Here is a 21,603-nt window from a genome sequence, read left to right on the forward strand (position 1 = left end):
TCAGATCACGCGCGGCGGGACGCATCACCCGGACGGACTAGGGTAGGTGGGCCCGTACGGGCGTCCGGCAGGAAAATGAGCGGTGACGGAGGGTGCACACAGAATAATTTCCCGAGGTCCCCCTTGCTGGGAGAAAGCTCGTATGTATACGGTCTCCTTACGCGAGGTTCTCCTGTGGAGGATGGGACATGACGGAAATTCTTGTGCAGTCGGGTTCGGAGGGGCAGGTTCCTTCCGCGACCAGGGTGGTGGGGCACCCGGCGTGGCCCGTGCTCAAGGATGCCGTGGAGCAGATCCGGCCATGGCAGTCGAAGGACGGCTCGATCGACTTCGAGGCCGAGGGCGCACCGGAGCGCGCGGACGCCGAGGGCGCCGTGCGCCGCGTGGTCCGGGCCGTCGAGGAGCTGGCCCCGCTGCTTCCGCATGACGCTGCCTACCACGAGGCCCTGGTCAAGGACCTGCGCCGCTGGGCCGACGGGGGCTTCGAGGTACCGGACTTCCTCGACTCGCTGCTGGCCTTCCAGCCCGCCGGCCACCGCGAGGACGGCCTCCAGCACCTCGTGGTCTTCCCGATGTACACGCAGAACGGCAACCCGGACCGCAACCTCGAGGCGGTCGTGCTGCGCATGGTCTGGCCGGACTGGCTGGCCGAGCTGGAGCGCACCCGGTACGACAACCCGCTGTTCTGCGGCATCACCTTCGAGGACTTCACGGCCGGGTACGACACCAACTCCGCCGTCCTCTTCCCCGAGACGATCGCCGTGCGCGAGGCGCCGGAGCGGTTCTCCTGGGGCGGCATCTTCTGCGACCGCGAGGCCGCCCGCTTCCGCCGGGTGACCGCCGCCGCCGTCGACATCCTGGGGCTGGAGCTGCCCGAGGACATCGCCGCCATGGTGCACGACCAGAAGCGCTGCGAAGAGGCCTTCGTGCTCTGGGACATGGTCCACGACCGCACCCACAGCCACGGCGACCTGCCGTTCGACCCCTTCATGATCAAGCAGCGCCAGCCGTTCTGGATGTACGGCCTGGAGGAGCTGCGCTGCGACCTCACCGCCTTCAAGGAGGCCGTGAAGCTGGAGGCCGACGGCGTCCCGCAGGCCCGTGACGTGCAGTACGCGGTGCTGTTCGACCGCATGTTCCGCTTCCCGGTCACCGGCGAGCGCGTGCGCAACTACGACGGCCTCGGCGGCCAGCTGCTCTTCGCCTACCTGCACAAGCACGACGTCGTGCGCTGGACGGACAACAAGCTGTTCATCGACTGGCAGCGCGCCCCGCAGGTCACCAACCAGCTCTGCGCCGAGATCGAGAACCTCTACCGCGACGGCATCGACCGCCCGAAGCTGGTGCACTGGTTCGCGGGCTACGACCTGGTCGCCGGCTACCTCGCCCCGCACCCGGGCTCGAAGTGGGCCAAGGGCGCCGACGCCCTCGACCTGTCGCAGCCGCCGCGCAAGCTCGTCGACGACGTGCTTCCGGACGAGTTTCCGCTGAGCATGTTCTACGAGGCCCTGTCCAAGAAGCTCAAGAACGTGATCGCCTCCACCAAGGGCATCACGGCGGACGGCGCCGAGCGGATCGCCGCGTGAGCGACCGCGCCCAGACTGCCCGGGAGGAGAACATGGTGGGGAACGGAAACGGGGCACTGAGCGGTGCGGTGATCGCGGTGGCCGGCGCGGGCGGACCCGCCGGCCGGGCCACGCTGCTGCGGCTCGCCGAGGCGGGCGCGACCGTCGTCGGCTCGGACAACGACCCGGAGCGGCTCGCGGAGGCCGTCGACGCGGCGCGCTACGCCTCCGGCGGGGCCACCGTCACCGGTGAGAAGGTCGACCTGCTCGACCTGCAGTCCACCCGCGACTGGGCCGCGCACATCGAGAAGGAGTTCGGCCGGGTGGACGGCCTGGTCCACCTCGTCGGCGGCTGGCGCGGCAGTGAGACCTTCACCAAGACCAGCCTCAGCGACTGGGCGGTGCTGGAGAAGCTGCTGATCAGGACCGTGCAGCACACCTCCCTCGCCTTCCACGAGGCGCTGCAGCGCAGCGACCGCGGCCGGTACCTCCTGATCAGCGCGGCGGGTGCGAGCAAGCCCACCGCGGGCAACGCCGCCTACTCCGCGGCGAAGGCCGCGGCCGAGGCGTGGACGCTGGCCATGGCCGACTACTTCCGCAAGGCCGGGAAGGCCGAGGGCGCCGAGGGCGCGACCTCGGCGGCTGCGATCCTGGTGGTGAAGGCGTTGGTGCACGACGCGATGCGCGCCGAGCGCCCCAACGCGAAGTTCGCGGGCTTCACGGACGTCAAGGACCTCGCCGAGGCCATCGCCGGCGTCTGGGACAAGCCCGCCGCGGAAGTGAACGGAAACCGTCTGTGGCTCACCGAGAAGCCGTGAACCCTCCCAGGACCGACGCGCGTCGCCATCACGACCCGGAGGTCCGCGGTTTCGCCAGCGACAACTACGCCGGGGTCCACCCGGAGGTGCTCGCCGCCCTGGCCGTGGCCAACGGCGGGCACCAGGTCGCGTACGGCGAGGACGCCTACACCGAGAACCTCCAGCGGATCATCCGCAGTCACTTCGGTGCCACCGCCGAGGCCTTCCCGGTCTTCAACGGCACCGGCGCCAACGTCGTCGCGCTCCAGGCGGTCACCGACCGCTGGGGCGCGGTGATCTGCGCCGAGAGCGCGCACATCAACGTCGACGAGGGCGGCGCCCCGGAGCGGATGGGCGGCCTCAAGCTGCTGACCGTGCCCACGCCGGACGGCAAGCTCACGCCCGAGCTGATCGACCGGCAGGCCTACGGCTGGGAGGACGAGCACCGCGCCATGCCGCAGGTGGTCTCGATCACCCAGAGCACCGAGCTGGGCACCCTCTACACGCCCGAGGAGATCCGTGCGATCTGCGAGCACGCCCACGCCCGCGGGATGCGGGTGCACCTGGACGGCTCCCGGATCGCCAACGCGGCGGCCTCGCTGAACGTCCCCATGCGGACGTTCACCAACGCGGTCGGCGTCGACATCCTCTCGCTGGGCGGGACGAAGAACGGGGCCCTGCTGGGTGAGGCGGTCGTGGTCGTCAACCAGGACGCCGTCCGGCACATGAAGCACCTGCGCAAGATGTCCATGCAGCTCGCCTCCAAGATGCGCTTCGTGTCGGTGCAGCTGGAGGCCCTGCTCGCCAAGGACCTGTGGCTGCGCAACGCCCGCCACGCCAACGAGATGGCCCAGCGGCTGGCGGAGGGCGTGCGCGCCGTGCACGGCGTGGAGATCCTCTACCCGGTGCAGGCCAACGGCGTCTTCGCCCGCCTCCCGCACGACGTGAGCGAGCGCCTGCAGAAGCGGTTCCGCTTCTACTTCTGGGACGAGGCCGACGGCGTGGTCCGGTGGATGTGCTCCTTCGACACCACCGAGGACGACGTGGACGCGTTCGTCGCCGCGCTCAAGGAGGAGATGGCGCGCTAGCGACGCGCTCCCGCGACCGCGGGTGTCGTCACTATTTCTGCATAGATATGCGACCGGCCGAAAAGTCATTGACCGACGGCCGGTCGCATTCCTATGCTCCCAGGGCATGCACCTGATCCAGCAGGACCCGGACCTCTCCGCCTATCTGGCCGCCGACGAGGTCATCGATCACGATCACCCCGTGGTGCGCGACACGGCCGCCCGGCTGGCCGGGCGGGTGGCCGACTCGTATGCCTATGCGCAGGCGGCCTTCGAGTTCGTGCGGGACGCGGTCCCGCACTCCGCCGACAGCGGGGATCCGCGCGTCACCTGGCGCGCCTCGGACGTCCTGCGGCAGCGCACCGGGATCTGCCACGCCAAGGCGCACGCGCTGGCCGCGCTGCTGCGCGCCGAGGACATCCCGACCGCCCTGTGCTACCAGCGACTGGCGCACGACGACGACGGCGGCGGCGGTCATGCCGTGCACGGCCTGGTGGCCGTGCGGTTCCACGGCGCCTGGCACCGGCAGGACCCCCGCGGCAACAAGCCCGGCGTCGACGCCCGCTTCTCCCTGGAGGGGGAGCGGCTGGCCTGGACCCCCGACGAGAAGTCCAATGAGGTGGACTATCCAGTCCTGTACGCTGAACCTCATCCGGCGGTGCTCGGGGCTCTCCGGGCCGCGCGCGACCGGCCGGCGCTCCGGCAGACGCTCCCCACCGCACTCTGAGGCAGGCGATGACGCTCACCCTGACCGTGTCCGACGACGTGCGCGCCCTCGCGCCCGGCTTCACCCATGTCGCCGTCGAGGCGCACGGCCTCGTCAACGGTCCCAGCACGGAGGCCTCTTCCGCGCTCCTGGACGACGCGGCGCGCCGCCTCGCCGCCCGGCTGGACGGCCGTGCCCCGCACGAGGACCCGCATGTGGCGGCCTGGCGCGCGGCCTACACGGCGTTCGGCGCCAAGCCCTCCCGCACCCGCAACTCCGCCGAGGCGCTCGCCAGGAGGGCGCTGTCGGAGGCCGGCCTGCCGCGCATCAACGCCCTCGTCGACCTCTACAACGCCGTCAGCGTCGCCCACCTCGTCCCGGTCGGCGGCGAGGACCTCGACCGCATCCAGGGCGGGATGCGCCTGGTGCGCGCCACGGGCGACGAGGAGTTCGCGACCGTCGCCGACGGCGCGGAGAGCACCGAGCACCCCGACGCCGGCGAGGTCGTCTGGTGCGACGGGGCGGGCGTGACCTGCCGCCGCTGGAACTGGCGCCAGGGCCCGCGCACCCGCCTGACCGAGCGGACCACCTCCGCGCTGTTCCTGCTGGAGAGCCTGGCGCCGATGCCGGTCGCCGAGGTGGAGACGGCCGCCGCCGAACTGGCCGAGGCGCTGGAGAAGTTCAGCCCGGGAGCGCGGATCACGGTCCGGCCCCCGGCGGCGTAGGAGGCTCCCGGGAGGGGCCGCGGGAACCGGGCCATGCGGGTGCGGTCCGCCGTGAGGCCCGGAGGCCGGCGGGTCAGTGGGCCGTGCGCAGCTGCTCCGGCGTCGGCGCGGTCCCGCCCAGATGGGCGGGCAGCCACCAGGTGTCGTCGGCGCCCTTGGGGCGTGCCGGGTAGGCGCGCTGCGCCGCCTCCAGCATTTCCTGCACGCGCTCGCGCAGGCGGCGGGTGAGGGCGCCCGCGTACTGGTCGCGGGAGGCCTCGAGGGCCTCGCCCACCCGGATCGTGATGGGGGTGTGGCTGCGCTTGAAGTTGCGCGGATGGCCCTTGGTCCACAGCCGCTGGGTGCCCCACACGGCCATCGGGATCAGCGGGACGCCCGCCTCCTGCGCCAGGCGGGCGGCGCCGGACTTGAAGGCCTTGAGGGTGAAGGACTGCGAGATGGTGGCCTCCGGGAAGACGCCCACGATCTCGCCGGACCTCAGCGAGTCGAGGGCGTGGGCGAAGGCCGCCTCGCCCTGGGCGCGGTCCACCGGGATGTGCTTCATGCCCCGCATCAGCGGGCCGGAGATCCGGTGCCGGAAGACGGAGTCCTTCGCCATGAAGCGCACCAGCCGCTTCTGCGGGAGGGCCGCCAGCCCGTTGAAGATGAAGTCCAGGTAGCTGATGTGGTTGCTCACCAGCACGGCGCCGCCCGAGCGCGGGATGTTCTCCGAACCAGCGCAGTCGATCTTGAGGTCCCACACCTTGAACATCGTGCGGGCGAGACCGATGACGGGACGGTAGACAAGCTCTGCCATGGGCGGGGCGGACCCTTCTCTCTGCCGCGGAATGGGGCTCCCGGCGGAAGTTACGGAGCCGTAGGTTTACGGTTCCCGCAGATCGTGCCCCAATAACGACCGGGGAGCCAGTCCACGTGCCCGCACGGGGCGAGATCCTCGTCACGTCGGCCCAAGGTCCGCCCGCGGCGGGGCCTGCGAGCCCGCCGCACTCCTCGGGGCACACTCGTGCGGAGGGCCGGGAATCCCCGCAGCCCCGGGAGCGCTGAGGTGACGTAGTGACCGGCGCTCGACGACGTGTCGGCCGGGGACGGGTGAGGGGACGGGCGGTGCTCGCGGGAGGCGAGCGCCCACGGAGTGCCGCCGCGGCGGCGGAACGGGAGAGTGCGGGTGCGCGGGCGCGACGAGTACGGACGGCTCGGTACGGCCGAGTTGGGCGAGGGTCTCGGCGAGCGGGCCACCCTGGTCCAGTTCTCCAGCGCCTTCTGCGCCCCGTGCCGGGCCACCCGCCGGATCCTCGGGGAGGTCGCCGGCATGGTCCCCGGAGTGGCCCACGTCGAGATCGACGCGGAGGCCCGCCTGGACCTGGTGCGCGCGCTCGGCATCCTCAGGACGCCCACGGTGCTCGTGCTCGACGCGGACGGACGGGTGGTGCGTCGCGCCGCCGGTCAGCCGCGCAAGGCGGACATCATCGCCGCCCTCGGGGAGGCGGTGTGACGGCCGTTCCGGTGACGGTGACACATCTCCCACCTGATGGGACGAACTTGACGGTGCTCACCCGCTCTCGTCAGCCTGACCTTATGCCCTCGGAAATCCTTCTCCACGGATGCGGACGTCGTCGGACCGGTGCCCTCGCCCCCACCGCGGGCGAGCGCTGTCCGGGCCGCTGAGCAGCTCCGGCCCCGCACGTTCCCCTCAGCAGAAGGACAACTCCATGTCGGCCACCTCAGGCCTCGGCACCGTCCGGCCCGCCTCACCCGACCTGCTGCGCTCCGTCTTCCGGCGGCACGCGGCGGGTGTCGCGGTCGTCACCGCCCGCGGCGACGCCGGCCCGGTCGGCTTCACGGCGACCTCCCTCACCTCCGTCTCCGCGGACCCGCCGCTGCTCTCCTTCGGCATCGGCACCGGCGGCTCCAGCTGGCCGGCGATCTCCGGCACCGACCACGTCGGCGTGCACATACTCGGCGAGCACCAGCGGGAACTGGCCGCCCGCTTCGCCCGCAGCGGCGCCGACCGCTTCGGACCGGCCACCGCCTGGCGCGAGGGTCCCGAGGGCGTGCCCGTCCTCGACGACGTCCTCGCCTGGCTCGTCTGCCGGATCGTGGGACGCGTCCCGGCGGGGGACCACCGCATCGTGGTCGCCGAGGTCGTCCTCGGCGACCCCGACGGCGCCGGGCGCCCCCTGCTGTACCACCAGGGGCGTTTCCACGGGCTGCGCGACTGACCGACGGCTCCGCCGTCCGCGGGACCGTCCAGTTCCGATTACGCTGCGTTGCGAAGGTCACAGTTCAAAGCGCTTGCTTAGCGGGAATGAACTGGGTGTACTGGCGAGTAATATTTCGGTCGGAGCGCCTGGTCGCCCCAACCGGGATCGGCCGCTTCAGGCGCCTATGCTGCCTGCAAGAAGGCAGCCCTGGAAATGACGATTGCAGTAGGAGAGCCGGCGTGAGCTTGAGGATCGTTGTCACTGTGAAGTACGTGCCCGACGCCACTGGCGACCGGCACTTCGCCGATGACCTGACCGTCGACCGCGACGACGTGGACGGTCTGCTCTCCGAGCTGGACGAGTACGCGGTCGAGCAGGCGCTGCAGATCGCGGAGAACGCGGACGACGCCGAGGTCACCGTCCTGACGGTGGGTCCCGAGGACGCCAAGGACGCGCTGCGCAAGGCCCTGTCGATGGGCGCCGACAAGGCGATCCACGTCGAGGACGACGACCTGCACGGCACGGACGCCATCGGCACCTCCCTGGTCCTCGCCAAGGCGATCGAGAAGGCCGGCTACGACCTGGTGATCTCCGGCATGGCCTCCACCGACGGCACCATGGGCGTCGTACCGGCGCTGGTCGCCGAGCGCCTGGGCGTCCCGCAGGTCACGCTGCTGTCCGAGGTCTCCGTCGAGGACGGCACCGTCACGGGCCGTCGCGACGGCGACACCGCCACCGAGCGCCTGGAGGCCCAGCTCCCGGCCGTCGTCTCCGTCACCGACCAGTCGGGCGAGGCGCGTTACCCGTCCTTCAAGGGCATCATGGCGGCCAAGAAGAAGCCGGTGGAGTCCTGGGACCTGGAGGACCTGGAGATCGAGGCCGAGGAGATCGGTCTCGAGGGCGCCTGGACGAAGGTCGACTCCGCGGCCGAGCGTCCGGCCCGCACGGCCGGCACGATCGTCAAGGACGAGGGCGAGGGCGGCAAGCAGCTCGCTGAGTTCCTCGCGAGCCAGAAGTTCATCTAAGGGCCGGAAGCCCACCAGCGGCTCCCTCCCCTGACCGCCCCTCAGACTTCGCACATCCGCAGGAGAGCAATCCCATGGCTGAAGTTCTCGTCTACGTCGACCACGTGGACGGTGCCGTCCGCAAGCCCACCCTGGAGCTGCTGACCCTGGCCCGCCGCATCGGCGAGCCGGTCGCCGTCGCGCTGGGCAACGGCGCCGCCGACACCGCCGCCGCGCTCGCCGAGCACGGCGCGGTGAAGGTCCTCACCCACGAGGCGTCCGAGTACGCCGACTACCTGGTCGTCCCGAAGGTCGACGCCCTGCAGGCGGCCGTCGAGGCCGTCTCCCCGGCCGCCGTGCTCGTCCCGTCCTCCGCCGAGGGCAAGGAGATCGCGGCCCGTCTGGCGCTGCGCATCGGCTCCGGCATCATCACCGACGCCGTCGACCTCGAGGCCGGCGACGAGGGCCCCGTGGCCACCCAGTCGGTGTTCGCCGCGTCCTTCACCACCAAGTCCCGTGTCTCCAAGGGCACCCCGGTCATCACGGTCAAGCCGAACTCGGCCGCCGTCGAGGCCGCCCCGGCCGCGGGCGCGGTCGAGGCCCTGTCCGTCTCCTTCTCCGCCCAGGCGACCGGCACCAAGGTCACCGGCCGCACCCCGCGCGAGTCGACGGGCCGTCCGGAGCTGACCGAGGCCGCGATCGTGGTCTCCGGCGGCCGTGGTGTCAACGGCGCGGAGAACTTCTCGGTCATCGAGGCGCTCGCCGACTCCCTCGGCGCGGCCGTCGGCGCCTCGCGTGCCGCGGTCGACGCCGGCTGGTACCCGCACACCAACCAGGTCGGCCAGACCGGCAAGTCCGTCTCGCCGCAGCTCTACATCGCCAACGGCATCTCCGGTGCGATCCAGCACCGCGCCGGTATGCAGACCTCGAAGACGATCGTGGCCGTCAACAAGGACGCCGAGGCCCCGATCTTCGACCTGGTCGACTACGGCGTCGTCGGCGACCTGTTCGACGTCGTCCCGCAGCTGACCGAGGAGATCAAGGCGCGCAAGGGCTGATCACCCTCCCTGCCGGGACGTCCGGGACACCCGGACCCGCCGAGGCCCCCGTGACCGTCGTGGTCGCGGGGGCCTCGGCCGTTGCCGTGGGCCGTGCCCGGATGCCGAGGTGTTGACCCGCGGGAAGATCCACGGATAGCTTCATTCAACGGATTGTTGATTCCGTGGAGTGGAAAACGGAGGGCGGCATGGGTCAGGGCGGGCAGGAAAAGGTGGCGACCAGCCTCTCGGGCGCCGTCAGCGAGGAGATCAGCGCCTCCCTCGCGGCGGTCGACGCCGAGCTGGAGCGCCGCTACCCCGGTGACCCCGGCACCCGCCAGCCCGTCCACACCGTCTACGTCCCCGGCGACCTCTTCGCCGCCGACACCGTCCGCGTCTGGGGCGAGGCCGCCCTCGCCGCGCTCGACGAACACGCCCCCGACGCCGCCTCCTTCGCCGCCGTCCTCGGCCTGGACGACGCCCTCGCCGCGCCCGTGTACGACCGGGTCCGCGCGAAGCTGGAACGCGAACCGGTCGAGGACCTGCGGGTCGACTTCGAGGACGGCTACGGCCCCCGCCCTGACTCCGAGGAGGACCGGGCCGCGGCCCGCGCGGCCCACCTGATCGCCGAGGGGCAGGAGAAGGGCACGACGGCCCCGTACACGGGCATCCGCATGAAGTGCATGGAGGCCGCGGTCCGCGACCGGGGCATCCGCACCCTCGACATCTTCCTCACCGGCCTGATGGAGGCCGGCGGCCTGCCCGGCGGGCTGCTGCTGACGCTGCCGAAGGTGACGTACCCGGAGCAGGTCACCGCGATGGTCCGGCTGCTCGAGGCGTTCGAGCGGGCGCACGGACTGGAGCCCGGACGGCTCGGCTTCGAGATCCAGATCGAGACCAGCCAGGCCATCCTCGCCGCCGACGGCACCGCCACCGTCGCCCGCATGATCCAGGCCGCCGAGGGCCGCGCCACCGGCCTGCACTACGGAACCTTCGACTACAGCGCCTGCCTCGGCGTCTCCGCCGCCCACCAGGCGAGCGACCACCCCGCCGCCGACCACGCCAAGGCGGTCATGCAGGTCGCCGCCGCGGGCACCGGCGTACGCGTCTCGGACGGCTCCACCAACGTGCTCCCCGTCGGCCCGACCGAGAAGGTGCACGACGCCTGGCGGCTGCACTACGGCCTGACCCGCCGCGCCCTGGCCCGCGCCTACTACCAGGGCTGGGACATGCACCCCGGCCACCTCCCCACCCGGTACGCGGCCGTGTTCGCCTTCTACCGCGAGGGGTTCGAGCAGGCCGCCGCCCGCCTCGCCCGCTACGTCGGCCGGACCGGCGGCGACGTGATGGACGAGCCCGCCACCGCCAAGGCCCTCAGCGGCTATCTGCTGCGCGGCCTGGACTGCGGCGCGCTCGACATCGCCGAGGTCGCCCGGCTCACCGGCCTCACCCGGGCCGACCTGGAGGGCTTCGCCGCGCCGCGACGCGGCGGCCTCACGGCCTCCGCCGGCTGAGCCGGCCGACGGGACCTGCCGCCCGGGAGTGGGACGGGACCGGAGTCGCGGGACCGGCGGCCGTCGTCCACCGCGGGCCACCCGGCGCCCCGGCGCGCGGTCGGGGCCGTACGCGCGTGGCCTGGCGCGCGTCCCGCGCCGCGCAGTGGTCAAGCCCGTACGCCCGTCCCGAGCCGCGCGGTCAGGGCCGGACGTACGCCTCCAGGCCGGACGCCGTCACCCGCCGCTCCTGGACGAACAGTCGCGTACCTCGCGCGCACAGCCGCAGATCCGCCCGGGCCCGTTCGCAGAACAGCTCGGGTGTGTCGCCGAACAGCTCCCGCAACCGGTCCGACTCCACGAGCAGTTCGGTGAGCAGGGCCCGCTCGCCCGGGTGCCTGCGCGGGGTGTCGGCGCCGTCGTGCAGCACGCCGTGACGGTTGACGTAGACGTGCGCGCCGGGGAGCGGGGCGCCGTGCTCCGGCTCGATCAGCGCGTCGGGCGCGGGCAGCCAGGCGCGGCGGAAGTTGCCCGTGGGCACCGGCACCCCCTCGCTCGCGTCGATGGCGGCCAGTTGCCGCTCGTCGAGCCAGAGGACGAAGAGCTCCCGCACCGTCCCCGGCGCCCTGACCGGCGACGCGGAGACGTATCCCATGCGGCTCACATGGGCCGACACGCCCACGTCGACGCCGGTGACCCGGGCCTTCTCCATCGGGAGCGGCCCGTCGACGCCGGATTCGGCCATCTTGTGGCGCAGTTGGCCGGGGCAGCCGTTGGAGCCGACGGCGAGGACCGGGTGCCGGCCGGCACGGGAGAAACCGTCCAGGGGCAGCAGACGGTCCCCGTGCAGCAGCCCGGACCGCTCCGGCCAGGCCCCGGGGTACAGCAGCGGATGCTCACGCGGCGCCTCGGCCAGGCCGAGCGCCTCCAGGGAGAGGCCGTCCCGGTACGCCCCCGCCCGCCCGTTCGCGTGCTCCGCCACGGCCGCTCAGTCCGCCGGCGGCAGCTCGCCCGAGCCGCGGGTGATCAGGCGGGTCGGCAGCTCGATCCGCTCCGGGGCGACGAGCGTGCCGTCGAGCTGGCGGAACAGGCGCTCCGCCGCGGTACGGCCGAGGGCCGCCGCGTCCTGGGCGACCACGGTGACGCCCGGCTCCAGCAGGTCGGCCAGCTCGATGTCGTCGAAACCGACCAGCGCCACCCGGCGGCGGTGCTCGGCCAGCACACGCACCACGGTGACCGTCACCCGGTTGTTGCCGGTGAAGACGGCGGTGACGGGCTCGGGCCCGGACAGCATCGCCTCGGCGGCCCGGCGCACCCGCTCGGGGTCGGTGACCCCCAGCGACATCCAGGAATCCTCGACCGGTATCCCGGCGTCCTCCATCGCCGCCCGGTAGCCGCGCAGACGCTCGGCCGCCGTGTGGATGCGGGGCATGTCGCCGATGAAGCCGATCCGGCGGTGGCCGTGGGCGATGAGGTGGGCGACACCGTCACGGGCACCGCCGAAGTTGTCCGAGAGCACCACGTCGGCGTCGATCTTCCCGGCCGGTCGGTCCACGAAGACGGTGGCCACGCCCGCCTTGATCTCCGGCTCCAGATACCGGTGGTCGCCCCCGGCCGGGATGACGACCAGCCCGTCCACCCGCCGCGCGCACAGCGCCAGGGCGAGCTCCTGCTCGCGGTCGGGGTCCTCCGCGCTGGAGCCGTTGATGAGCAGGGCGCCGTGCGCGCGGGCCACCTCCTCGACCGCGCGGCTGAGTGGGCCGTAGAACGGGTCGGCGAGGTCCTCCAGGATCAGCCCGATGCTCGCCGTACGGCCCTTGCGCAGGACGCGCGCGCTGTCGTTGCGGCGGAAGCCCAGCGCCTCGATGGCCTCCTGCACGCGGCGCTCGGTGTCCGGAGTGACGCCCGGCTCGCCGTTGACCACGCGGGAGACGGTCTTGAGCCCGACACCCGCGCGGGCCGCCACGTCCTTCATGGTCGGCCGGTTGCCGTAGCGGGTGGCGGCGAGGCGGTCTGCTCGGCGGGCGGTCTCGGGCACGATGCGGCGTCCTGTCCTGTCGTCCACGGGAATGCGGCGAACCATGGGGTTGTAAGAGGATGTGGCGTCGAGCATAGAGCCTGGACAACGTTGTCATACCCGGGAGAGACTGTCCACCGCAATCCCCGGCCCGCGCCCCACCGCGAGACCGGCCTGCGCCCACCCTTGGTTTCTCACACGGCTGACGGGGAGATCTGACTCTGATGCACACCGACCTCGTGGCCGCGCTCGACATCGGCGGCACCAAGATCGCCGGTGCCCTGGTGGACGGGCACGGCCGCATCCTGGTGCGCGCCCAGCGCGCGACGCCCGCGCAGGAGGACGGCGACACCGTGATGCGGGCGGTGGAGCGGGTGCTCGGCGAGCTGACCGCGGCGCCACTGTGGGGACGCGCCACGGCCCTCGGCATCGGCAGCGCGGGCCCGGTGGACGCGTCCGCGGGCACGGTGAGCCCGGTGAACGTGCCGGGCTGGCGCGCCTATCCGCTGGTCGAACGGGCGCGGGCCGCCGTCGGCGGGCTGCCGGTCGAGCTGATCGGCGACGGCGTGGCCATCACCGCCGCCGAGCACTGGCAGGGCGCCGCTCGCGGCCATGACAACGCACTGTGCATGGTGGTTTCCACGGGCGTGGGCGGCGGCCTGGTGCTCAACGGCCGACTGCACCCCGGCCCCACCGGCAACGCCGGTCACATCGGCCACATCAGCGTCGACCTCGACGGGGACCCCTGCCCGTGCGGATCGCGCGGCTGCGTCGAGCGCCTGGCGAGCGGGCCCAACATCGCGCGCCGGGCGCTCGACGACGGCTGGCGGCCGGGCCCGGACGGCGACACCTCGGCCGCGGCGGTGGCCGCCGCGGCCCGCGCCGGGGACCCCGTCGCCGTCGCCTCCTTCGAGCGCGCCGCCCAGGCGCTGGCCGCCGGCATCGCCGCCACCGCCACCCTGGTCGAGATCGACATAGCCGTGATCGGCGGGGGCGTGGGCAAGGCGGGCGACGTGCTCCTCGAGCCACTGCGGAAGGCGCTGCGGGAGTACGCCACCCTGTCCTTCGTACGGGACCTGACGGTCGTGCCCGCGCAGATGGGCACGGACGCCGGTCTCGTGGGAGCCGCCGCGGCCGCGCTCACCGCCCGGACGAACGCCACGGCGGCCGGAGTCTGAGCCGTTCCCGGCCGGCGGAGTCCGAGGCGTTCCGGTGGTCGGCGTGCGAGGCGTTCCGCTGGTCGGCGCGCGGAGGCGTCACCATGTCCGGGGTCCGAGAGCGTTCCGGCGGGCGGAGTCCGAGGGGCGTTCCGGCGGGCGCCGCGGGGGTTTCCGCTCGGGTGAGCCGACGGCGGACGCCGCGGGAATTCCGCTCGGGCGGGCCGGCGGCGGGCGAAGCGGCCGTTTGCGGGTCCGGTGTGTGGGCCCGGCCTGCGCGGGTTCGTCGTGTGCGGGTCCGACCTGCGCGGACCGGGCGTGTGAGGGCCCGGCGTGCGCGGCCGTGGCGAGCTCGCGCTCGGCGCACGCACCGTGCCGGACCCCGTCCGACCGCACCACGCGCAGGCGCCGTGCCACCGCGTGACAGCGTCCTCTTCGGCCACCTCGACGACGCCCTCCGCCCGCCGCGCGGCCCGTGCTCGGCCCCGCGGAGATCATCGTCACATCCGATCACCCCACCGCGCGGGAAGGGGGAGCGGGAGGAAGCGGTTGGAAGGGGTAGGCGGTGAAGGGGCCGCCGGGCCCACCTCAGCGGATCGGAGCGCAGACATGCCGATGTCCTCGACCACGCGCCGCGCGCCGGCCGCGCCCGGCTCCCGGCGCGGGACCGCCCGCCGGTACGGCGCCGGGTTCTGGACGGTCGCCGCGGTGTTCGTCACGGCCATGGCCTTCTCCACCGTCCCGACGCCGCTCTACCCGCTGTACCAGGAGCACGACGGCTTCTCCACGTTCACCGTCACCGTCGTCTTCGCGGTGTACGCCGTCGGCGTCCTCGCCAGTCTGCTGCTCGCCGGGCACGTCTCGGACTGGGCCGGACGCAGGAAGGTCCTGGTCGCGGCGCTCGCGCTGGAACTCGCCGCCGCCGCGATGTTCCTGGCCTCGTCCGCGCTCTGGGTGCTGATCGTCGCGCGGCTGATCACCGGCCTGGGCGTCGGGATGCTGACCGCGACGGCCACCGCCCATCTGCACGAGCTGCACGGCGCCCACCGGCCCGGCGCCCCGGCGCAGCGCTTCGAGATCGTGTCCACCGCGGCCAACATCGGCGGCCTCGGCCTCGGCCCGCTGATCGCCGGCGGCCTCGCCCAGTACCTCGGCGCTCCGCTGCGGCTGCCCTACGCCGTCTTCGGCGCCCTGCTGCTGGCCGGGATCGCCGCGGTGCTGAGCACCCCGGAGACGGTCGACAAGCCCGCGGTCCGCCCGGCGTACCGGCCGCAGCGGGTGAGCGCCGACCACGGCGACCGGGCGGGGTACTTCGCCGCGGCCGCCGCCGGCTTCGCCTGCCTGGCGGTCTTCGGGCTGTTCACCTCCCTGGTCCCCGGCTTCGTGGGCGGCACCCTGCACCATCCGTCCCGGGCGCTGGCCGGGCTGATCGTGTTCGCGGTGTTCGGCGCCGCCGCGACGGCCCAGACGCTCTCCGGCCGGCTCGGCGACCGGACCCGCCGCACCGTGGGGCTCCTCGCCCAGGCCGGCGGGGTGGCCGTGCTCGCGGTGGGCGTGCGCACGGCGAGCCTGCCGGTCTTCCTGCTGGCCGGGATCGTCGCGGGCGCGGGCGCCGGGGTGCTGTTCAAGTCGGCCGTCGCGGCAGTCGCCGCCATGGCCGCCCCGGAGCGCCGCGGCGAGGCCCTGGCCGGGCTGTTCCTGGTGTCCTACGTCGGCCTGGCCCTGCTGCCCGTCGGCCTCGGCCTGGCGACCCGCTACACCAGCCTGACCACCGCGATGACCTGGTTCACCGGGGTCGTCCTCGCCCTGCTCGCCGTGGTCGCCCTGCTCGACCGCCGCCGCGGCACGACCGGCTGACGCCGCCCGGCCGCGACCTCCGCTCCGGCCGGCGCCGCCGTTCCGTCCGGAGCGTCTGGTCCGGTCGGGGACAGGGCGTGACCCCGACCCGCTTCCGTCGGTTGAACCGGTCATGAAGAAGCGCAGCATGCTCGCCATCGCCTCCCTCGCCACCGGTTTCGTGGTGGCCGCCATCACCCCCTCCCACGCCTCCGGTCACGATCCGCTCGGCGACCTGAACATGAAGGACACCGTCGGCAGCGTCGACGATGTCGTGGGCCACGGCGGCCTGCCGTCCGGCGAGGAGGTCCTCGGCGACAACGCCTGAGGCGGACGGCCCGTCCCGGTGCCGGCGTGCCCGCCCCGTGGGGTGGGGACGCCGGCACCGTCGCGCAGGCGCCCTCAACGGGAGCCGGTTTCCGTGGCAGGGTGGAGCGGGCAAGCCACAGGGGGCCAAACAGAAGAGGGGGACCCGTGATCGTCTGGATCAACGGTGCGTTCGGTGCGGGGAAGTCCACCACCGCACGGGAACTGATCGAACTGATCCCGAACAGCACGCTCTTCGACCCCGAGGTCATCGGCGGCGCGCTCAGGCACCTGCTGCCGGCCAAACACCTCGCCGAGGTCGGCGACTACCAGGACCTTCCGATCTGGCGGCGGCTGGTGATCGACACGGCGGCCGCGATGCTCGCGGAGGTGGGCGGAACCCTGGTCGTCCCCATGACCCTGCTGCGCCAGGAGTACCGCGACGAGATCTTCGGTGGCCTCGCAGCCCGCCGGATCGGTGTCCACCACCTGCTTCTCGCACCGGCTGAAACGATCCTGCGCGAGCGGATAGCCGGCCGCGAGGTCCCGCCCGACCTCCCCGACGGCGAGATGCGGGTGCGCCAGTGGGCCTACGACCACATCGAGCCCTACCGCGCCGCGCTGGCCTCCTGGCTGACCGCCGACGCGCACCTCGTCGACACCAGCGCGCTCACCCCGCACCAGACGGCCGTGCGGATCGCCGAGGCCGTCGGTGGCGGAACCCTGCCCGCCTGCGACATCGTGCAGACGCCCGAGCCCACCGCGGAGACCCTCGCCTCCGGCGTCCTGCTCTTCGACGAACAGGACCGGGTGCTGCTCGTCGATCCCACCTACAAGGCCGGCTGGGAGTTCCCCGGCGGGGTCGTCGAGCGGGGCGAGGCCCCGGCCCGCGCCGGGATGCGCGAGGTCGCCGAGGAGACGGGGATCGTCCTGGACGACGTGCCCCGGCTGCTCGTCGTCGACTGGGAACCGCCCGCGCCCCCCGGCTACGGCGGTCTGCGCCTCCTCTTCGACGGCGGCCGGCTCGACTCCGAGTCCGCCGGGGGCGTGCTGCTGCCCGGCCCCGAACTGCGGGACTGCCGCTTCGTCACCGAACGCGAGGCCGCCGACCTGCTCCCGCCGGTCCGCTACGAACGCCTGCGCTGGGCCCTGCGCGCCCGCGAACGCGGCGCCGCGCTCTACCTGGAAGCGGGCGTCCCCCTCGGCTGACTCCGACCGGACGGCGCACGTCCGCGGGGTCACGGCCCAGGGTTCCGATCGCCTCGGCGATGCTCGCGCCGGCGTCGACGAGGGCCGGCGCGTCGTCGTCGGTGTCGCGCCGGAGGTGGGCCCGCCCGACCGGGAAGCGCAGCAGGTGAAGGTGGGGGAGGAGTCCGACGACGTCCACGAGGACGACCGCAGGGCGGGCCCCCGCCGTGAGGCGAGGGCCCTCTGCCGTGGGAAGAGCCGGTGCTCAGCCCGCCGCGTAGTTGCGCAGGAACAGGGCCTCCGCGACCGACAGCCGCTCCAGTTCCTCGGGGGAGACGCTCTCGTTCACGGCGTGGATCTGCGCCTCCGGCTCGCTCAGGCCGATGAGGAGGATCTCCGCGCTCGGGTAGAGGGCCGCGAGGGTGTTGCACAGCGGGATGGAGCCGCCCTGGCCGGCGTACTGCATCTCCTGGCCCGGGTAGGCGACCGCCATCGCGTCGGCCATCGCCTGGTACGCCGGGCTGGTGGTGTCGGCGCGGAAGGCCTGGCCCTGGCCGATCTGCTCGGTGTGCACCCGCGCGCCCCACGGGGTGTGCGCCTCCAGGTGGGCCTGGAGCAGCTTGGTCGCCTCGGCCGCGTCGACGCCCGGCGGCACCCGCAGGCTGATCAGCGCGCGGGCGGAGGCCTGCACGGAGGGGGTGGCGCCGACGACCGGCGGGCAGTCGATGCCGAGGACGGTGACGGCCGGGCGCGCCCAGATCCGGTCGGCGACCGTGCCGGAGCCGATCAGCCCGACGCCGTCGCGCACCTTGGCGTCCTTGCGGAACTGCTCCTCGTCGTACTGCAGACCCTCCCACGCGGAGTCGGCGGCGAGCCCGTCGACGGTCGTCGAGCCGTCCTCGCCCCGCAGCGAGTCCAGGACGCGGACCAGCGCCGCCAGCGCGTCGGGGGCCGCACCGCCGAACTGACCGGAGTGCAGGTTGCCTTCGAGCGTGTCGATCTGCACGCGGAGCATGGTCATGCCGCGCAGGGTGCTGGTGACCGTGGGCAGGCCGACGCGGAAGTTGCCCGCGTCGCCGATCACGATGGCGTCCGCCGTCAGGAGCTCCGGGTGCTGCTCGGCGTAGCGCTCCAGGCCGCCCGTGCCCTGCTCCTCCGAACCCTCGGCGATCACCTTGACGTTCACCGGTATGCCGCCGTCGGCCTTCAGCGCGCGCAGCGCCAGCAGGTGCATGATGACGCCGCCCTTGCAGTCGGCGGCCCCGCGCCCGTACCAGCGGCCGTCCCGCTCGGTCAGCTCGAACGGCGGGGTCGTCCACCCGGCCTCGTCCAGCGGCGGCTGCACGTCGTAGTGGGCGTAGAGGAGGACCGTCTTCGCGCCCTCGGGGCCGGGCAGGTGGCCGTACACCGACTGCGTGCCGTCCGGGGTGTCGAGCAGGGCCACGTCCTCGAAGCCCTCGGCGCGCAGCGCGTCGGCGACCCAGCGCGCGGCGCCCTCGCTCTCGCTCCTGGGGAACTGGTCGAAGTCCGCCACCGACTTGAAGGCGACCAGCTCGGCGAGCTCCTCGCGCGCCCTGGGCATCAGGGAGGCGACGGTCTCGGCGACCGGATTCGACGACATGGGCACGCTCCTTGTGGGTGCGACGTCGTGCCGGTGGGTACCTGGGTGGGACTCACGGCACGTCTGTGGTCCGGGTTGATCGTGTCAGCGTAGGCGCCCGCCGGTGCGCGGGCGCGTGCGCCTGCCGATCCTCCCACAGGGGGCGCCGGCGACGGCCGCCGTAGGATGCGGGAGACAGCAGCGGAAGCCGGCCTGATCGGGAGCAGCAGACCATCGTGAGCAGCGAGAACTCTTCGGCGGACGACGTGCAGCGGGTGTGGGACGTCGTCGTGGTGGGCGCGGGACCGGCAGGGGCCTCGGCGGCCTACGCGGCGGCGGTCGCGGGGCGGCGCGTGCTGCTGCTGGAGAAGGCGGAGCTGCCCCGCTACAAGACGTGCGGCGGCGGTATCATCGGACCCTCGCGCGACGCGCTGCCGCCCGGCTTCGAGTTGCCGTTCAAGGACCGGGTGCACGCCGTCACCTTCTCCAACAACGGCCGTTTCACGCGCACCCGCCGTTCCAAGCGGATGCTGTTCGGGCTGATCAACCGGCCCGAGTTCGACCAGCAGCTCGTCGAGCACGCGCAGAAGGCGGGCGCCGAACTGCGGACGGGCGTCACGGTCTCGCGGGTCGAGCAGCACGGCTCGGCGGTGCCGGACCGGCGCACGGTCGCCGTGGTGCTCCAGGGCGGCGAGACCGTGCTCGCGCGCGCGGTGGTCGGCGCCGACGGCAGCGCCGGCCGGATAGGGGCGCACGTCGGGGTCAAGCCCGACCAGGTCGATCTCGGTCTGGAGGCGGAGATCCCGGTGCCCGAGACCGTCGCCGAGGACTGGCGGGGGCGGGTCCTCATCGACTGGGGTCCGATGCCCGGCAGTTACGGCTGGGTGTTCCCGAAGGGGGACACCCTGACGGTCGGAGTGATCTCCGCCCGCGGCGAAGGCGCCGCCACCAAGCGGTACCTGGAGGACTTCATCGCCCGGCTGGGTCTGGCCGGCTTCGAACCGAGCATCTCCTCCGGTCATCTGACGCGGTGCCGGGCCGAGGACTCCCCGCTCTCGCGGGGGCGGGTGCTGGTGTGCGGGGACGCGGCGGGCCTGCTGGAGCCGTGGACGCGCGAGGGCATCTCGTTCGCCCTGCGGTCGGGCCGGCTCGCGGGGGAGTGGGCGGTGCGGATCGCCGAGGCGCACGACGCGGTGGACGCCCGGCGCCAGGCCCTGAACTACGCCTTCGCGATCAAGGCCGGGCTCGGGGTCGAGATGGCCGTCGGCCGGAGCATGCTGGCGGTCTTCGAGCGCCGTCCCGGCCTCTTCCACGCCGTGCTGACCGGGTTCCGCCCCGCCTGGAAGGCGTTCAAGGACATCACGCAGGGCGCCACCTCGCTGGGCGAGCTGGTGCGCAGCCACCCCCTGGCCCAGCGCGCCCTGACCGCGCTGGACCGGCGGCCGGTCACGCCGGACGCGCGCGCCGACGCGGACGCGGAGGACACGGTCACTTCTCGACCGTGATCCGGAAGACGGGGTGGTCGGGGGCGGCGGCGAGGATCTCCTCGTCGGAGGACGCCGCCGTCACACCCCGGAAGTAGTCCTTGACCTGCCAGCCCCACCTGTCCAGGTAGGTCCGCAGCACGGGGAGCTTCTCGGCGTCGGGAAGCTCCACCGCGGTGAACGCGCGGACCTTGCGCCCGACGCGCAGCTCGCCGCGGCCGGCGGCGCGCATGTTGCGCACCCACTGGGAGTGGCCGCGGGCCGAGACGAGGTACTGCGCGCCCTCGTACGTGTGCGGATTGACCGGGATGCGCTGCATCTCGCCGGACTTCCGGCCGCGCACGGACAGTTCGGCGCTGCCGGCGAGGCTGAGGCCGCGCCGCGCCAGCCAGCCGACGACGCTGTTCAGCCGGACGGTCATCGGGCTGCCCTTGAGGTAGTACGGCGACGGCGACATGGTTACCCCCACGAGTCAGGGAGAGCACTGCTCTCGTTCTGAGAGCAGTGTGCCCCGGGACGGTGCTCCAGAGCAAGAGCAGTGCTCTCATTTGTGTGCGGTGCTCTGAAAGCGTGGAACACTGGCCGTATGAGCGCCGCACAGGGAGCCCGCGCGCGGGCCAGGACGGAGATCACCGCCGCGATCAAGGACGAGGCGCGCAGACAGCTCGCCGCCGAGGGAGCGGCGAAACTCTCGCTGCGCGCCGTGGCGCGCGCGCTCGGCATGGTCTCCTCCGCGCTCTACCGCTACTTCCCCAGCCGCGACGACCTGCTGACCGCGCTCATCATCGACGCCTACGACTCCCTGGGCGAGGCCGCGGAGGCGGCGCACGCCGCGGTGGCGGAGGCCGGCCCGCTGGAACGCTGGACCGCCGTGTGCGAGGCGGTGCGCGGCTGGGCGCTCGCGCACCCGCACGAGTACGCCCTCCTCTACGGCTCGCCCGTGCCCGGCTACACCGCGCCCGAGACCACCGTCCCGGCCGCGGCCCGGGTCGGCCTCCTCCTCATCGGCGTCGTGCGCGACGCCCACGAAAGGGGTGCGCTGACCGGGCCGCCGCCGCCCGCCGACCTGCGCGGGGAGGCCGAGCGGATCGCCGCCGACCTCGCCCCCGACCTGCCGCCGGGGGCGGCGGCGGCGCTGGTCGCGGCCTGGGCCCAGCTGTTCGGGCTGGTCGGGTTCGAGGTGTTCGGGCAGTTCCACCGGGTGGTGGAGGACCGGGTGCCGTTCTTCCGGCACGCGGCGGTCCGGCTCGCGCTCGGGGTCGGACTCACGCCCTGACGTCCAGCCGTCCCCCGACGCCCTGAGGTCGCCGCCCCTTGCCGCGTCCGGGCTTCCCCGCGGGCGGGGCAGGGCCCGGTCTCCGCGGGCGGGCGTACTCTCCGGGGAGTACGGGTGATCGCGACGCCCGGCTGACGCCGCCGG

The 21,603-nt window shown here is 73.3% G+C and carries 21 protein-coding genes; 16 read left to right on the forward strand and 5 right to left on the reverse strand.

The genetic code is table 11. The annotated features are described in order from the left end of the window. The first annotated feature begins 188 nt into the window (after positions 1–188). From ACIPM1_RS07135 to ACIPM1_RS07155, 5 genes are all read left to right on the forward strand, one after another. The gene (locus ACIPM1_RS07135; protein WP_402430063.1) at positions 189–1,586 is read left to right on the forward strand and encodes a DUF6421 family protein; all 1,398 of its coding nucleotides are present in this window, start codon (positions 189–191) and stop codon (positions 1,584–1,586) included. Positions 1,587–1,618: 32 nt separating this feature from the next. Further along, complete coding sequence (locus tag ACIPM1_RS07140) at positions 1,619–2,383, forward strand: SDR family NAD(P)-dependent oxidoreductase (protein WP_356180015.1); 765 nt, start codon at positions 1,619–1,621, stop codon at positions 2,381–2,383. Then, positions 2,380–3,450: a low specificity L-threonine aldolase gene (locus ACIPM1_RS07145; protein WP_356180012.1), complete on the forward strand. Its 1,071-nt coding sequence runs from the start codon at positions 2,380–2,382 to the stop codon at positions 3,448–3,450. The genes ACIPM1_RS07140 and ACIPM1_RS07145 overlap by 4 nt, the downstream gene beginning before the upstream one ends. A gap of 106 nt (positions 3,451–3,556) precedes the next feature. After that, positions 3,557–4,156: a transglutaminase domain-containing protein gene (locus ACIPM1_RS07150; protein ID WP_402430067.1), complete on the forward strand. Its 600-nt coding sequence runs from the start codon at positions 3,557–3,559 to the stop codon at positions 4,154–4,156. Positions 4,157–4,164: 8 nt separating this feature from the next. Continuing rightward, on the forward strand, positions 4,165–4,860 hold the full coding sequence (locus ACIPM1_RS07155; protein WP_402430070.1) for a B3/4 domain-containing protein: 696 nt from the start codon (positions 4,165–4,167) through the stop codon (positions 4,858–4,860). A 73-nt stretch (positions 4,861–4,933) separates the two neighbouring features. Here ACIPM1_RS07155 and ACIPM1_RS07160 read toward each other — a convergent pair whose 3' ends face one another. Further along, positions 4,934–5,656, reverse strand: coding sequence for a lysophospholipid acyltransferase family protein (locus ACIPM1_RS07160; protein ID WP_402430073.1), 723 nt, complete (start codon positions 5,654–5,656; stop codon positions 4,934–4,936). A gap of 336 nt (positions 5,657–5,992) precedes the next feature. Between ACIPM1_RS07160 and ACIPM1_RS07165 the strand changes: the two genes are divergently transcribed. The 5 genes from ACIPM1_RS07165 to ACIPM1_RS07185 all read left to right on the forward strand — a co-directional run bounded on the left by ACIPM1_RS07165 (position 5,993) and on the right by ACIPM1_RS07185 (position 10,616). Next, positions 5,993–6,352: a TlpA family protein disulfide reductase gene (locus ACIPM1_RS07165; RefSeq protein WP_402430076.1), complete on the forward strand. Its 360-nt coding sequence runs from the start codon at positions 5,993–5,995 to the stop codon at positions 6,350–6,352. 217 nt (positions 6,353–6,569) lie between these two features. After that, positions 6,570–7,079, forward strand: coding sequence for a flavin reductase family protein (locus ACIPM1_RS07170; RefSeq protein WP_356179999.1), 510 nt, complete (start codon positions 6,570–6,572; stop codon positions 7,077–7,079). 221 nt (positions 7,080–7,300) lie between these two features. Further along, positions 7,301–8,086: an electron transfer flavoprotein subunit beta/FixA family protein gene (locus ACIPM1_RS07175; protein ID WP_356179996.1), complete on the forward strand. Its 786-nt coding sequence runs from the start codon at positions 7,301–7,303 to the stop codon at positions 8,084–8,086. 74 nt (positions 8,087–8,160) lie between these two features. Then, positions 8,161–9,123 carry an electron transfer flavoprotein subunit alpha/FixB family protein gene (locus ACIPM1_RS07180; RefSeq protein ID WP_402430079.1) on the forward strand — a complete coding sequence of 321 codons (963 nt, stop codon included), beginning with the start codon at positions 8,161–8,163 and terminating at the stop codon, positions 9,121–9,123. A 188-nt stretch (positions 9,124–9,311) separates the two neighbouring features. Continuing rightward, a complete protein-coding gene (locus tag ACIPM1_RS07185) occupies positions 9,312–10,616 on the forward strand; it encodes a DUF6986 family protein (RefSeq protein WP_402430722.1) in 1,305 nt (434 codons plus the stop codon). A gap of 181 nt (positions 10,617–10,797) precedes the next feature. Here ACIPM1_RS07185 and ACIPM1_RS07190 read toward each other — a convergent pair whose 3' ends face one another. Next, positions 10,798–11,577, reverse strand: a complete 780-nt coding sequence (locus ACIPM1_RS07190) for a hypothetical protein (RefSeq protein WP_402430082.1) — start codon at positions 11,575–11,577, stop codon at positions 10,798–10,800. A gap of 6 nt (positions 11,578–11,583) precedes the next feature. Further along, positions 11,584–12,678, reverse strand: a complete 1,095-nt coding sequence (locus ACIPM1_RS07195) for a LacI family DNA-binding transcriptional regulator (RefSeq protein ID WP_402430085.1) — start codon at positions 12,676–12,678, stop codon at positions 11,584–11,586. Positions 12,679–12,836: 158 nt separating this feature from the next. On the opposite strand from ACIPM1_RS07195, the gene ACIPM1_RS07200 reads away from it, so the two are divergent. The 4 genes from ACIPM1_RS07200 to ACIPM1_RS07215 all read left to right on the forward strand — a co-directional run bounded on the left by ACIPM1_RS07200 (position 12,837) and on the right by ACIPM1_RS07215 (position 17,120). Beyond that, entirely contained in the window at positions 12,837–13,790 is a 954-nt protein-coding gene (locus tag ACIPM1_RS07200) for an ROK family protein (RefSeq protein WP_402430087.1), read from the forward strand. A 588-nt stretch (positions 13,791–14,378) separates the two neighbouring features. After that, entirely contained in the window at positions 14,379–15,626 is a 1,248-nt protein-coding gene (locus ACIPM1_RS07205) for an MFS transporter (RefSeq protein WP_402430090.1), read from the forward strand. Positions 15,627–15,738: 112 nt separating this feature from the next. After that, complete coding sequence (locus ACIPM1_RS07210) at positions 15,739–15,933, forward strand: hypothetical protein (protein WP_402430093.1); 195 nt, start codon at positions 15,739–15,741, stop codon at positions 15,931–15,933. 146 nt (positions 15,934–16,079) lie between these two features. Continuing rightward, positions 16,080–17,120: an NUDIX domain-containing protein gene (locus tag ACIPM1_RS07215; protein WP_356179974.1), complete on the forward strand. Its 1,041-nt coding sequence runs from the start codon at positions 16,080–16,082 to the stop codon at positions 17,118–17,120. 244 nt (positions 17,121–17,364) lie between these two features. On the opposite strand, the gene ACIPM1_RS07220 is transcribed toward ACIPM1_RS07215, so the two are convergent. After that, positions 17,365–18,720, reverse strand: a complete 1,356-nt coding sequence (locus tag ACIPM1_RS07220) for a dipeptidase (protein ID WP_402430096.1) — start codon at positions 18,718–18,720, stop codon at positions 17,365–17,367. 215 nt (positions 18,721–18,935) lie between these two features. On the opposite strand from ACIPM1_RS07220, the gene ACIPM1_RS07225 reads away from it, so the two are divergent. Further along, positions 18,936–20,204: a geranylgeranyl reductase family protein gene (locus tag ACIPM1_RS07225; RefSeq protein WP_402430099.1), complete on the forward strand. Its 1,269-nt coding sequence runs from the start codon at positions 18,936–18,938 to the stop codon at positions 20,202–20,204. Here ACIPM1_RS07225 and ACIPM1_RS07230 read toward each other — a convergent pair. Then, the gene (locus tag ACIPM1_RS07230) at positions 20,188–20,640 is read right to left on the reverse strand and encodes a nitroreductase family deazaflavin-dependent oxidoreductase (RefSeq protein ID WP_356179966.1); all 453 of its coding nucleotides are present in this window, start codon (positions 20,638–20,640) and stop codon (positions 20,188–20,190) included. The two genes, ACIPM1_RS07225 and ACIPM1_RS07230, sit on opposite strands and share 17 nt — an antisense overlap. Positions 20,641–20,769: 129 nt before the next feature. Between ACIPM1_RS07230 and ACIPM1_RS07235 the strand changes: the two genes are divergently transcribed. Further along, the gene (locus tag ACIPM1_RS07235; RefSeq protein ID WP_402430102.1) at positions 20,770–21,459 is read left to right on the forward strand and encodes a TetR/AcrR family transcriptional regulator; all 690 of its coding nucleotides are present in this window, start codon (positions 20,770–20,772) and stop codon (positions 21,457–21,459) included. Positions 21,460–21,603 lie beyond the last annotated feature (144 nt).

This window comes from Streptomyces sp. NPDC086766 (genome assembly GCF_044746005.1).
Classification (GTDB): Bacteria; Actinomycetota; Actinomycetes; order Streptomycetales; family Streptomycetaceae; genus Streptomyces.